The organism is Nitrospinota bacterium (assembly GCA_027619975.1).
In the GTDB taxonomy this organism is placed as follows: Bacteria; Nitrospinota; Nitrospinia; order Nitrospinales; family VA-1; genus JADFGI01.
This window is the reverse complement of the sequence record JAQCGX010000008.1, coordinates 23715-36591: the sequence shown is the minus strand read 5'-3', so window position 1 is coordinate 36591 and position 12877 is coordinate 23715. Positions and strand designations below refer to the sequence as shown.

Annotated in this window: 14 protein-coding genes; 5 read left to right on the top strand and 9 right to left on the bottom strand. The window is 45.8% G+C overall.

The window, feature by feature from the left end; genetic code table 11:
- The first annotated feature begins 347 nt into the window (after window positions 1-347).
- Window positions 348-554: a hypothetical protein gene (locus O3C58_04250; GenBank protein ID MDA0691074.1), complete on the top strand. Its 207-nt coding sequence runs from the start codon at window positions 348-350 to the stop codon at window positions 552-554.
- Window positions 555-843: 289 nt separating this feature from the next.
- Here the strand turns inward: O3C58_04250 and O3C58_04245 are convergent, their stop codons facing one another.
- The 4 genes from O3C58_04245 to O3C58_04230 form a co-directional block, all read right to left on the bottom strand.
- A complete protein-coding gene (locus O3C58_04245) occupies window positions 844-1284 on the bottom strand; it encodes a hypothetical protein (protein ID MDA0691073.1) in 441 nt (146 codons plus the stop codon).
- A gap of 89 nt (window positions 1285-1373) precedes the next feature.
- Window positions 1374-1703 carry a hypothetical protein gene (locus tag O3C58_04240; GenBank protein MDA0691072.1) on the bottom strand — a complete coding sequence of 110 codons (330 nt, stop codon included), beginning with the start codon at window positions 1701-1703 and terminating at the stop codon, window positions 1374-1376.
- Window positions 1704-2005: 302 nt separating this feature from the next.
- Entirely contained in the window at window positions 2006-2668 is a 663-nt protein-coding gene (locus tag O3C58_04235; GenBank protein ID MDA0691071.1) for a response regulator transcription factor, read from the bottom strand.
- Window positions 2665-4275: a histidine kinase gene (locus O3C58_04230; GenBank protein ID MDA0691070.1), complete on the bottom strand. Its 1611-nt coding sequence runs from the start codon at window positions 4273-4275 to the stop codon at window positions 2665-2667. The genes O3C58_04235 and O3C58_04230 overlap by 4 nt, the downstream gene beginning before the upstream one ends.
- 229 nt (window positions 4276-4504) lie before the next feature.
- Here O3C58_04230 and O3C58_04225 point away from each other — a divergent pair, with 229 nt between their 5' ends.
- Window positions 4505-5023, top strand: coding sequence for a hypothetical protein (locus O3C58_04225; protein ID MDA0691069.1), 519 nt, complete (start codon window positions 4505-4507; stop codon window positions 5021-5023).
- Window positions 5007-5909, top strand: a complete 903-nt coding sequence (locus O3C58_04220) for a hypothetical protein (protein MDA0691068.1) — start codon at window positions 5007-5009, stop codon at window positions 5907-5909. The genes O3C58_04225 and O3C58_04220 overlap by 17 nt, the downstream gene beginning before the upstream one ends.
- Before the next feature lie 125 nt (window positions 5910-6034).
- Here O3C58_04220 and O3C58_04215 read toward each other — a convergent pair whose 3' ends face one another.
- Window positions 6035-6199, bottom strand: a complete 165-nt coding sequence (locus O3C58_04215; GenBank protein ID MDA0691067.1) for a hypothetical protein — start codon at window positions 6197-6199, stop codon at window positions 6035-6037.
- An 829-nt stretch (window positions 6200-7028) separates the two neighbouring features.
- Here O3C58_04215 and O3C58_04210 point away from each other — a divergent pair.
- Window positions 7029-7304 (top strand): GIY-YIG nuclease family protein, encoded by a 276-nt coding sequence (locus O3C58_04210; protein MDA0691066.1) that lies wholly within the window; start codon window positions 7029-7031, stop codon window positions 7302-7304.
- Window positions 7305-7351: 47 nt separating this feature from the next.
- Here the strand turns inward: O3C58_04210 and O3C58_04205 are convergent, their stop codons facing one another.
- Window positions 7352-8179 (bottom strand): hypothetical protein, encoded by an 828-nt coding sequence (locus O3C58_04205; protein ID MDA0691065.1) that lies wholly within the window; start codon window positions 8177-8179, stop codon window positions 7352-7354.
- A 120-nt stretch (window positions 8180-8299) separates the two neighbouring features.
- Window positions 8300-8614, bottom strand: coding sequence for a hypothetical protein (locus tag O3C58_04200; GenBank protein MDA0691064.1), 315 nt, complete (start codon window positions 8612-8614; stop codon window positions 8300-8302).
- Window positions 8615-8877: 263 nt separating this feature from the next.
- Here O3C58_04200 and O3C58_04195 point away from each other — a divergent pair, with 263 nt between their 5' ends.
- Window positions 8878-9651 (top strand): hypothetical protein, encoded by a 774-nt coding sequence (locus tag O3C58_04195; GenBank protein ID MDA0691063.1) that lies wholly within the window; start codon window positions 8878-8880, stop codon window positions 9649-9651.
- 116 nt (window positions 9652-9767) lie between these two features.
- Here O3C58_04195 and pntB read toward each other — a convergent pair whose 3' ends face one another.
- Window positions 9768-11162 carry a Re/Si-specific NAD(P)(+) transhydrogenase subunit beta gene (pntB, locus tag O3C58_04190; GenBank protein MDA0691062.1) on the bottom strand — a complete coding sequence of 465 codons (1395 nt, stop codon included), beginning with the start codon at window positions 11160-11162 and terminating at the stop codon, window positions 9768-9770.
- An 11-nt stretch (window positions 11163-11173) separates the two neighbouring features.
- Entirely contained in the window at window positions 11174-12709 is a 1536-nt protein-coding gene (locus O3C58_04185) for a Re/Si-specific NAD(P)(+) transhydrogenase subunit alpha (protein MDA0691061.1), read from the bottom strand.
- Window positions 12710-12877 lie beyond the last annotated feature (168 nt).

Genomic DNA, 12877 nt, shown 5'->3' with positions numbered 1-12877 from the left:
TTTTGCTTTCATGTTTGCATTATTTTATAGGAGCTCGAGGCTCCGTTATGAAAAACAGTCCTTCAAAATACCAAAACCAGCAATGAATATTAAGCTATTTCTTGAAGACCCCGAGGAAGAAGCTGCCAAAATCCCGGCGATATTGTGGAAGTCTTAAATGAAAATTGACGGTGTTAGAATCTTTTCTTCCAGCGGTCTCGTGATCTCTATATAAATAAAGGTTTTGTAAATTGAATTTGTCCTGTCTTTAATGGTACAACTATTGCTTCCCTAAAATATTAGCACTGGTAAAATATTTTTCCCGCAACAGGGCGGGTTTCTTCATTGAAGGGAAGGATGCTTGTGAAATGGTAGAGAATAGCCAAAACCTGGCAGGGAAGAACACTGGCGCGGAAAAAAAGAGGTACTTTATTTCTCTCGCCAAACAAAACTCGCGCCCCGGAATTTTTGAATTATTGGGTTCCTATGACATGAAAAAGGACGACGCGGAACTGTTTGGAGACGATCGCTACCGCCGCCTGATGAATATCCTCATTTACCGATCCCAGCTTTGACGGATGTCATCGTCCACTTGGACGATTGAGAAGCTTTTGATTCCCCGCTTCGCTCTTCAGTTCCTACCGCCAATGAATCTCGAAACAGAATAATAATAATCAGATTTATTTTCTCAGGCGTACCTGCGGGTTTCCTTCGTAGGCCCTGGGGAGGGGGCATACTTCTGAATATGGGAGGGTTTTATCACTAGCAAGCGGAAACTTTAGAAAAAAGAAAACCGCCGGCCCTGATGGACCGACGGTTTCCTCTAGGGTAAGGGTTAAACTCGCGATAAAACCCTTATTTCATTTATTTACATTCAACAGTTACTGGAACCGAACCGGTGTTGGTGATTTTTACCGTACCGCTGATGTCGCCAATGGAATCTCCACGGCTGAAACCAGACTGTTTGGAAAGAGCTACTTTAGCAGGTCCCATGGCGCCCCTGACGGGAATTCCGGTCAGATCGTGGTCCGTGGAATTGAGGCTGCGGTGGTCGTCGTTCGGCCCCAAAGTGATGGGGATGGTGGTGTAGTTGGAAGATTTCCAAACCACCAGGTTAGCTGTACCCCGGTCGTTGGTGGTATAACCGAATTTGTCTTTAAACTCTGAATCGGTTTTAACAACAGCGATGTCGATAGAACCGGCGTCCTTACAGCTGGCGGACTGACCATTGTTGATTTGCTCCGCAAATGCGGAAATACTGGTGCTGGCGATAAAAATCGCGGTTAGCAGGAGAATCTTTTTCATTTTCCTTTTCCTTTCAAAAAATGACGGTTACAGTTGGCAATAATGATCCCAAACTAAAAAACTTCATGTTTAACTCCACAAGGGAGCGTTCATGCCTGGTGATGGGCCCCAACATTTACCTGTAAACAAGCATCCCGCATGGACCCGGCTTGGGGATGTAGTGAGTAACAAATCACATAAGTTCCTTCTCCAACGAATTCCAAATCGAAGGTCTGCCCTGCCTGGAACTCATCAATACTGACCATTTTTTTTCCGCTGGAAAACTTTACGATCATCAAATTATATAGAGCACTGCCAAAATCATTGCTGACTTGGATTACTTTGCCTTTTGTAATGGTTATCCTGGACATCCCTTCGCTGGGTTGATTGAGGGAAATGTTCGGTGTTTTGGCATCCACCGATTTGTAGGAAAATCCCATCAGCAGAACCCCGATAACAAGCGCAAACGAAAGAAGTTTTGAAGGCACCATATGTTCCAAAAGTCTTGTAAATCGTTAATGTATGGGAAGCTTTAACCAACGGGAGTTTAGGTTATTTTATTTTTCCGTGCTATCAGATGTATTCTGGTTTTAATGTAGGATAAATACTGTATGCGTGTAGGAATGTGTCCTGGACCTTGAGAGATATCGGTTAAGGGATGAAGAATTTCCTGATAAGATTAATTGAAAAAGGGTTGAAAGGCGTTTGGAGGGGGGCGCAGGGAGGAAATGACATCGCAGGGTTATAACAGGTTGTTATTGATGGCGTAGTGGATCAATTCCGTGTTCTTTTTCATTTTCATTTTTTCTAGGATTCGGGTGCGGTGGGTGCTGATGGTCTTGACGCTCAGGGAAAGTTGAACGCCAATTTCGGTCAGAGACATCCCGTCGGCAATCATGGAAAACACCTGATATTCACGATCCGATAACGATTCATGCAAGGGTTTATTTGAATCGCCAAAGTCAAAAGCCAGTTTTTCAGTGATTCGAGGACTGGCAAATTTGCCCCCACGGGCCACCTTGCGCACGGCTTCCACAAGCAGGTCCGGGGCGCTTTCCTTGGTCAGGTAACCCGAGGCTCCAGCCTTGATGAACCGGACGGCGTATTGATCTTCCGAATACACACTCAACATCAGGATCGGCAGTTTTGGATATTCCAGCTTCAACTGTTTCAGGACATCAAGAGCGCTTTTTCCTGGCATGGTGATATCAAGTAAAACCAGAGTGTACTCATCTGGGGGATGGTTTTTAATGGTGGTGATCAAGTCGTCATTATTTTCAACTTCCCCAGTTACCCGGATGTCCTCGGTTTCCAAAAACGTGTGCTTCAAACCTTGTCTGAAGAGAGGATGATCGTCTGCAATGAGTATTTTTATTTGCGGGGTTTCCAGATACGTCGTTGTCATAAAGTTTCTCGATTAAGATGGATGGTAACGGTGGTGCCTTTATTGGGTACCCCTATTATATCGACTTTTCCTCCCCAAACAAGGGCGCGTTCACGCATTCCCAGTAAGCCCAGTGATTTTAGATTGGCAAGCTGTTTTTTAGATATGCCTACTCCATTATCCGCTATCTGAAGTGTGATGATATTGTTTTGATCTTTTATTAGGATGTGGACTTTGTCTGCTTTGGCATGTCGCGTTACATTGGTCAAAGCTTCCTGAAATATCCTGAAGAGGGTCGTGGACCTTTCCTCATCCAGTTCGAAGCCGTTTTTTTTCATTTCGACCTCACATACAATTCCCGTCCGCCTTTCATATTCCCTGGCTTCCCATTCAATAGCCTCCATGAGACCGAGGTCATCCAGAAGAGGTGGCCGCAAATCCATTGCCAGTTTTTTTCCTGTCTGGATGGTGGTGTCGATCAGTTTCAACATCAATTGGGTGGAAGTCTGGAGAGAGGAATCACTTTTATTCAATTTTTTATCCAGAAGCGAGACTTCAAGCTTCAAGGCACTCAACACCTGCGCCAGTTCATCGTGAATTTCACGGGCCATGCGAGTTCTTTCTTCTTCACGAATCAATTCCAGCCGATGATAAAGGTTGCGCAATTGTTCGTGCGACCGTTTGATGCCTTCTTCGGCCCTTTTTCGTTCGAGCACCCGGCCCAGTTGCGTTCCCACCTGTGCCATGATCTCCAGCATTTTGCTGTCCGGTTCCACGGCCTGGGTAGAGAAAAACTCCATAACGCCCACAATTTCATCTCCAATTAGAATGGGAAAAGCAAAGGCGGCCTTGACGCCGATATTTTTGGCGTGTTGGGCACGGGGGAAATTGGGATCTTTGGTCACGTCGATAATCCAGGCGGGTTTGGCGCTGGCGATCACCCGGCCGGGCAGACCTTCTCCTGCCTTGAAAGGAGTCACCTCGGTTATGTTGCGAAAGTTTTCAAACCGGGCGGGATCTTCAAGGTACCAGATACCCGCTGGAAGAAGCTGGTTTGAATAGGGTTCAGCCGTCAGGTACAAATGCCCCACCGGCCAGCCCGCATGTGCGCATATGCGTTCTAAACTGTATTCCAGAGTTTTTTCTATGGCCTGTGTCTCGTTGGAAGCCACGGCGATGTCTTTGTGTAATTCGACGAATTCACGCTCTCGTTGTAATAATATATTGATCTCGTTCAGTTTGGCCGTCCGGTCCTTGACCCTTTGTTCCAATTCCTCACTGGCTTTCTGAAGTTTTTTCTCCGCCCGTATCTGCCACAGGCAAAGAAAAGCACTCATCCAAAGGGTGAACACGGCCAAAGCCCTGTTGGCAAGTACTTTCCATAGTTCACCGCCTGGTGGGGAAAAGAAAAAACCGATCGCAATAAGAGCGGTTCCACAAAAGGCACTCCAGAGGATGTACTCTTTACTGCGGGATCGTAACCCGATGAGCACCAGAGCGACATAAAGCACTCCGTCAGCAACACCCAGGGGAAGCTGTGTGTCCAAAATAAAGATTGCCGCGGCAATAAAAATGCCCATAACTATCGATCGTGGATTTATTTTTTCCCCCTGAGCGGTCATTTGCATTTTTTTTGAAAGGTGTTTGATAAATCAGAATCAGTATATGCCAAATTTGTCCTTTAGGCGGAGGGTTAAATTTACTATAATTACAGCAATTCAAGAAACCTTAATATTGATTCCATATAGAATATCGAGTAACCAAAATTAAATCGGTGGTTACGAACGATGTTAACTTACAGCCAAGGCTGGCTTTCCTCTGCCGTTAAGAGAAACTGGTTGAAAAAAGGAGGTTATTGTGGAAATAAAAATTTTGGTATTGGGAATATGGATTGTCCTGCTCAATTCTACTTTTGTATCTGCTAATCAGGAATTGATGCTGTCCAAAGAGCAACTTTTTGATACAGGTCCCGCTATTGACGGCAATTCTCTCTGTGATTCTGCCACCTTGTATTACGTGGATTCTGGAGAAGATGTTGCCGACATGCGCCGGGATTATCCCTATTACTTTTGCCAGGGAATGTACACCTTGACCCTCGACGGCCCTCCGGGGACCACGGTGACCCTGTTCGGAAGTTTTTCTTACAATCAAGAAAGAGGGTATCTGGTTTTGCGAAAAAGGGATGACCAGAAGATATGGTTGTTGGCACTGGACGAGTTTCAAAACGACAAATGGTCAACCATCGAGGCGAACTCCAAATCCGGAGCGTATGATGCTTACTACCATCCGGCCCCTAATTTTCGTAGAAATGTGTCGTCTGTAAAGTGGAGTCCGTGGTGGCCGGGAGCGCTTCCCGGCAATGCGGAAGCCAAATAGACTTGTCTCTTCTCCACAGCTCATGACGGTTGATGAAATTCATTGTAAATCCATACTCACACGTACTTCCGGTTACTTGCAGGCGGTGAGTTCGCATTCTCTCAACCCTTACGTCGGGTGCGGGTTTGGGCGCTCTGCCTGCGGCGAGGGTTGTTATGTGCGCTTCAATCAATGGCTCATGCGCGGACGCGAATGGGGACGGTTTGTCGATGTCAAAATCAATGCCGCCGAGATTTATTTGCGCACAGTAAAAAAGGAGAAAAATTGGGCGCGAAAAGAGGGCGGTGTCTTTTCAGTTTTTTTCTCCAGTTCGACCGACCCCTGGCAGCCGGTTGAAAGGGAGTACCGAGTGACGCGCCAACTGCTTGAGGCCATGCACAAGGCTCCACCCGATCAATTGATCCTGCAAACCCATTCCGCCCGTCTGCTTGACGACCTGGAAAGGATTCAAACACTATCTAAAATATGCGACCTCCGCGTTCATATTTCCATAGAAGGAGACCGCGATCGCCTGGCCGGTTTGCCGCCTCCGCCCTGCACGCTGGAAGAGAGATTGGCTGTTCTCAAAGAACTATCTGATCGGAAAATTCCAGCAGTAGCCTGTCTTTCCCCTCTTTATCCTATGAAAGCTCCGGATGCATTTTTTTTAAGATTGTCCCAAATCGGAATCACAGCAGTGGTGATTGATCACTTTATATATGGGGATGGCACCAAGGATGGTTCCCGGACGCTTAAAACGAAACTTCCGCAGGCGATGGTCGAGGCTGAGCCGGATTCGGTCCATTTAGACTACCGGGACGCCATTGCCCGAATCGCTGAAAAATATTTACCCGTGGGTATTTCGTCTTCCGGATTCGCGGGGCATTACAGTGGACCTGTGAGATGAGGCTTGAGGTACCTGAACCGGGTACTTTCAATTGGTAAAAAGAAAACCCTCTCCACCCCTGCCTGGGTAAAGAGGGCTGATAAAGAAAATCGTAAATTTTATGTCAGTTTGAGCAATCCATTGTATTAATTAAGATTTTTGACTTTTTTGGCTTTGTAATTTCTCATTGGAGAAGAGCTGGCCTTAAATTTTTCATCTGAAATCTTGAGCAAAGTTTTTTGCGAAACAACTTTTTTTAATTTTCCAGATCGGTCAAAAACTTTTACTTCGTAAACACGAATATCATTCATTATCTCACCTGACCAAGTATTAAAAATGTACCAAAAAGAATGGCGATTTAATTATTAATCCAGTCCTTCTCATCCTTGGATAGAAAGAAAGGAAGGAGTCCAATGGTAGAGGACCCCTTCCAAAGAGAGGAGGAGAAAGTAATTACCCCATTATAAAAAAGGAAAATTAAAAAATTATTAACGCAACATTAATAAAAATTAATAAAATGCAGTTGGTGGACCGGAAGCGAAAAATTTTGGAAGGGTGAAGTCAAGCGAGTTCTTTATAATTATCAATAAATTCAAAAGGTTGATGGGGTGATTGGGGTTCTTGATCGGAACAGCAATATTGAAGAAAAGTGGGAAAGAAATTGATGAGCAGAAAATTATTAATTACTCAAACGGGCGTATTTTCTAAAGGGCATCTCTAAAAATTAGTTTATTACAGGAAATCGAACATTGTACAAGGATTTCTTATATCGGTGGCACGGGCTTTCCAGCCCGTGCGGACAGGCTGGAAAGGCGGAATTAAATTCCGCACTTCCGTATAACCTTTAAGGGTAGGTCGCCTGTCCCACTGAAACAAAGCCATCTCCTTAAGTTGACGACTAGGAGCGTTTAGTCAATTTTTAGAGATATCCTTCAATCCAAATATCTCACCTATTGAACAAAAACTATCTGGAACTATTTATTGAAACCCTCACCCCAACCCTCTCCCTAAAAGGGAGAGGGGGCAAACCACCCACTTCTTCCTCTTTTGGGAGGCACCCACAGGGTGATAGACAGAATGAAGGAAAAAATAATTCCTTCTCCCCTCTGGGGGAGAAGGTTAGGATGAGGGGGAATTAAAATGTCCGACTGGCACATCTACATGATACGCACCAAACACGGCGAACTGTATACCGGCATCACCCAGGATGTGGAGCGACGATTCGCCGAGCACACCGCAGGCGGAAAGAAGGGAGCCAAATACTTAAGAGGACGCGGCCCACTGCAACTGGTGTTCCAGCAAAAAATTGGCAGTCGATCCGAAGCTTCAAAAGCCGAGGCCGCTGTTAAGAAAATGTCGAAGGAAGAAAAGGAAGGGATGGTTAGAGGAAAGATAATATGTAGGCGAATATTTTAATGCCAGTAAATCATTGTTGTTAAATTTGGAATTTTAAATGACTATTATTAAAAAGGAATAGGAGAGTAAGGGGGAGTCAAGAACCAATAAACCAAAGCTAAAAAAAGCATTATGAGGAAACCGAAAAAATAACCATAAGCAAAGAAATATCTTTTTCGTTTGTGTCTATCGATAGCCATAGTCAATGGTATCAATGATAATAGTAATACCATTCCAGTTAATAATTTCCAAAGGGTTCTAAATTCTTCCAAACCAAACTCTTTTTCCCTTAAACGTTTTTTTGAATAAATAAGAGAAGTTAGATAAATAATTTGATTATTGATATTCATAAAATCAAAAATTTGTGCTTGCCCTTCAATTGTCCCTCTAAAGTTAAATTTAGTATCTTTTGCACCAATAAATATGATCTGAATGCTTGCTCCATCATTCTGTTCTAGAATTTTCCACTTAAGTTTAATAATCCCCTGTTCAAGCTTATCCGTCTCGATATGAAAATTAGTTACCTCGCGAGAGGTATTAAGGATTGTAGCTTCAATTATTGAAACCGGCGGGTCTGTGTAAATCTCGATAGGTTCTAAAATATTATTTGTTCTAATACTTTTCGCCCCTCCATTCCAAATGGCAATTTGGACAGCAGTTACATCATTAGTTATTTCTTTTTCCGCGTTAAAAACCTTTATTGATGAGGTCCTTCCAGAAGAAACAATGGATGTCTTAATGGGATTTACCATAAAGGTTAATTCAGACTCTTTTTTACTTCCAACATAAAAGAATATCGACAAAATTATTCCTATAAGCCCCAAAATTATTCCAATTAAACCAAAATAAGGGTTTTTAGAAATATTGGATATATTGAATTTAAATTTAGTTTCCATAATATTCACAAAAGTTTGTATGGATTTTTCAGGTTAATGAGAAAATTAAATAAAACTCAAAATTTTTAGGTGATTTGGGATATTTGCTATTCTTAGAATAGTGGTTCTATTAATGAATTTCTACCTCTTCCTCACAAACAACGTAATAAAGTTGCCGAGGAAACCGGCCATAGCACCGCCGGTTCCGGCGGCCATGATCAATATGTCCCGGTCGCCGGACAGCTTGCCAAGATACGCGCCCAAGAGCACACCAAAGCAGATGATCACCAGATAAAGCCTGCCGCCCAGCCAGCCGACAAAGCCACCTATAATGGCTCCAAGACCTCCGGCCACCGCCATCAGCAGGGGGCTGTCCACCACCCAGCCCATCGCAAGGCCGGTGGCACTCATCAATAAAATCCCAAACACCAGGTTGTTTTTATCTTTTATTTTCATTCAATTATTTTCTGTTGTAGGCTGATTTTGTGTCAATTTAAATATTGATAAAAAACCCTCACCCCAACCCTCTCCCTAAAAGGGAGAGGGGGCCTGGGAGTTCCAAAATCCCCCTAACCCCCTTTGAAAAAGGGGGGACCCGCTTCTCCCCCTTCTGCGAAGGGGGCAGGGGGGATTTATACTTTTCCAAAGCCAACGAGGATGACCCTATGCAAAGGTCTTTTCATAAAAAGGTGACCATTGATCTAATGAAAACATCATTCATGCGCCCTTTACCTTTAGCCACCCTACTTCTCATCCTGTTCTTCTCTCCCGCTCACGCTTTCCAGATACGGGGAATGGATGGGCCTGCAAGTTTCATCGTCGATCCCTCCACCGGAGTGTACTACGTTTCCAACGTTTCAGGCTCCCCCGGCGCAAAAGATAATAACGCTTTCATCGCCAAAATCGACCCAACGGGAAAAGCCGTGGACCGGGATTTCATTCGCTCTGGAAAAAAAGGCGTGCATTTGAACGCTCCCAGGGGGTTGGCCCTTTCCGGCCAAAATCTCTATGTGACGGATATCGATGTGGTTCGCCGCTTCGATGTGGAATCTGGAAAGCCCTTGGGGACCATCAATTTTTCGCTATTAGGTGCGCGATCTTTACACGGTCTGGCGGTTGACTCGGATGGACTGCTGTTTGTCTCCGACACCGCTGGCAACGTCATCTATCGAATCGACCCGGCCAATCATTTCCAGATCACGGTTCTGGCAAAAGATCCAAAACTTGGAAATCCTAACGGGCTGGTTTATGAAGCGCCACATCGTCGATTGCTGGTGGCCACGGAGTCAGGAAAATTGATCGCCGTCGATATGCGGGGCCATATTCTGCCGATTCTCAAGAAACGATTCAAAGATTTGAGTGGGATTGATCTGGACCGGGAGAGAAATATCATCGTGTCCAGTGCCGGGGAAGGAACCATTTACCGGATCAAAAAATATTCTACGGTGGAGGTGATACGAAAAAGCATGGTCACGCCAGCGGGCATTTCCTAAGATTTCAGGAACCATCAAGTGCTGGTCCCCTCTTTCAATGGCAACCTGGTGTTCACAGTTCCTCTAAAATAAACGGCCTGCCCAAATGGACAGGCCATATATGAGGAAACTAACCGTTAAAGGTTTTTGAAAACCTCGTCCAGACTGGCCCTGGCATCGCCGAACAACATGCGGGTATTCTCTTTGAAGAACAACGGATTCTCAACGCCCGCGTAGCCTGTAGCCATGCCACGTTTCAGCACAATGGTGGTTTCAGACTTCCAGCATTCCAGTACCGGCATTCCCGCAATAGGACTGTTCGGGTCTGTCTGAGCTGAGGGATTGACAATGTCGTTGGCTCCAATGACGATCGCAACATCAACATCCGGGAAATCGTCATTGATTTCATCCATTTCAAAAACAATATCGTAGGGGACCTTGGCTTCTGCCAATAAAACATTCATATGTCCCGGCATACGCCCGGCAACAGGATGAATCGCAAACCGCACATTTATTTTTTTGGCACGAAGTGCTTTGGTGATTTCGCAGACGATGTGCTGGGCCTGGGCTACGGCCATGCCATATCCCGGAATGATCACGACTTCCTTCGCTTCATTCAACAGGCTTGCAACCTCATGTGCCGTCATCGCAACAACTTCACCCTGTTCTTCAGCTGAGGCCGAAGAGGAACCACCGCCTGTTGTTGTGCCAAAGCCTCCGGCAATAACAGACAGGAATTTACGGTTCATGGCTCGACACATGATGTAACTGAGGATCGCACCACTACTGCCTACCAATGCGCCCGTCACAATGAGCAAGTCGTTATTGAGCATGAAACCCGTTGCAGAAGCCGCCCAGCCGGAATAGCTGTTGAGCATGGAAACCACCACCGGCATATCTGCCCCGCCAATAGCCATGACCATATGAATCCCGAACAGCAAGGCGATTCCTGTCATAATCATCAGAGGCATTAATCCACCGCCCGCTGCGGACTGATTGACAAACATGCCGCACAAGTAAATGGAAGCAATCAGTAAACCCAGATTGAGCCAATGTCGAGCCGGCAATAACATGGCGTTCCCGGTAATTTTTCCGCTGAGTTTTCCGAATGCAATGATGGATCCTGAAAACGTGACCGCCCCAATAAGAATTCCTAAGTAGGTTTCGATATCATGGATGGTGAGTTCCACTCCTTTGAAATGAGCATTGGGATCCATGAAACTGGCAAAACCAACCAGAACTGCGGCCAGCCCTACCAGACTATGCAGAATGGCAACCAGTTCGGGCATTTCCGTCATTTGCACCCGACGTGCCAGAACCAGACCAATACTACCGCCTACCAGTAATGCCCCGATCAAAATCCCTATATTAGCTGTGACCCCTGAGATAGTGGCTACAAGGGCAATGGCCATGCCCAGCATGCCATAAAGGTTGCCACGCCGGGAAGTTTCCGGATTGCTCAATCCGCCTAACGCAAGAATAAAAAGAATGGTCGCCCCAACATAAGAGGCGGTTATTATACCTTCGCTCATTTAATCGCCTCCTATTTACGAAACATGTTAAGCATGCGGCGCGTTACCGCAAACCCGCCCACGATATTAATTGCAGTGATCATCGTTGCGAAAGCCGCCACCCCCATAAGAAGTTTTTCTCCCGAACTGATCTGCAAAATAGCACCCACAACAATGATACTGCTAATGGCGTTGGTCACACTCATTAACGGAGTGTGCAAAGCCGCTGTCACATTCCAGATAATCATATAGCCGACAAAGCAGGCCAGAACAAATACCGTAAAGTGGGCCATAAAAGATGCAGGCGCAACGGCACCCAACCCTAACAAGCCCAAGGCCGCAATCCCAAAAGTGACAACCGGTCCCACCCATGATGGTTTTTCTTCTTTGGGTTTTTCATGTGGTTTAGCGGGTTCAGCCGGTTTGGCCGGCGCCGCTGAAAGTTTTGGCGCAGGCGGTGGGAAAGTGATCTCACCCTCCTTGACAACCGTCGCTCCTCTGACCACTTCGTCATTAAAATCTATTATTACGTTCCCGTCTTTTGCCTTGCACATGTCTGTCAGCAAGTGGCGTAAATTGGTTCCATATAACTGACTCGATGTGGTCGCCATACGACTCGGTAAATCGGTGTATCCGATAATGGAAACCCCATGAACATTGACCACTTTTCCTGCTTCAGATAGCTTGCAATTGCCCCCTTGTTCAGCGGCTAAGTCAACGATCACGCTACCGTCTTTCATGGAAGCCACCATATCTTCCAGAATCAGTTCCGGAGCCGGTTTGCCGGGAATCAACGCTGTCGTGATTATAATATCCACTTCCTTGGCCTGCTCTGCGAAAAGGGCCATTTCTGCTGCGATAAACTCTTTGCTCATCACCTTCGCATATCCGCCAGTGCCAGAACCCTCTTCTTCAAAATCGAGTTCCAGGAACTCTGCGTCCATGCTCTCGATCTGTTCTTTCACTTCTGGCCGGGTATCGAAAGCCCGTACAATGGCGCCCATGCTTTTAGCGGCGCCGATGGCAGCCAAACCCGCAACCCCCGCACCAATAACCATGACTTTTGCCGGAGGAACTTTTCCCGCCGCCGTGATCTGCCCGGTAAAAAACCTGCCAAAATGCTGAGCGGCCTCAACAACGGCCCGGTATCCGGCAATATTCGCCATGGAGCTGAGCGCGTCCATTTTTTGAGCACGAGAAATACGCGGTATCATGTCCATTGCCAGGGCAGTCACTTTTTTATCGGCTAATTTTTTGAGCAGTTCGGGATTTTGCGCCGGCCAAAGGAACGAAATATAAATTTGGCCCTCTTTAAGCAATTTCACCTCGTTTGCTTCGGGGCCACGAACTTTTAAAATGATGTCGCTGTCACTCCAGAGATCCTTGGTATTTTTTATAACCGTTACGCCCGCTTCAACAAAAGAAGCATCTGAATAATGAGCGGCGGAACCAGCGCCCGACTCAATGGCTACTTCAAAACCCAGTTTGATAAGCTCTTTTGCGACCTCGGGGGTGGTCGCCACCCGTTTTTCGCCAGCATGAACTTCTTTAGGGATACCAATCTTCATCACTTTTCTCTCTCAGTAAAGAATGGGTTAGGGGAACATAAAAGCGCATAAGACTAACATATTAATTGTCAATTTTTCTCAAAATCTCAAAAAAATAGTGTCCTAACGGAAGAGGCCGTTGTCAAGAGAACTGACTCAGACGCGACAGCCTATTGCTGCACTCTCTCC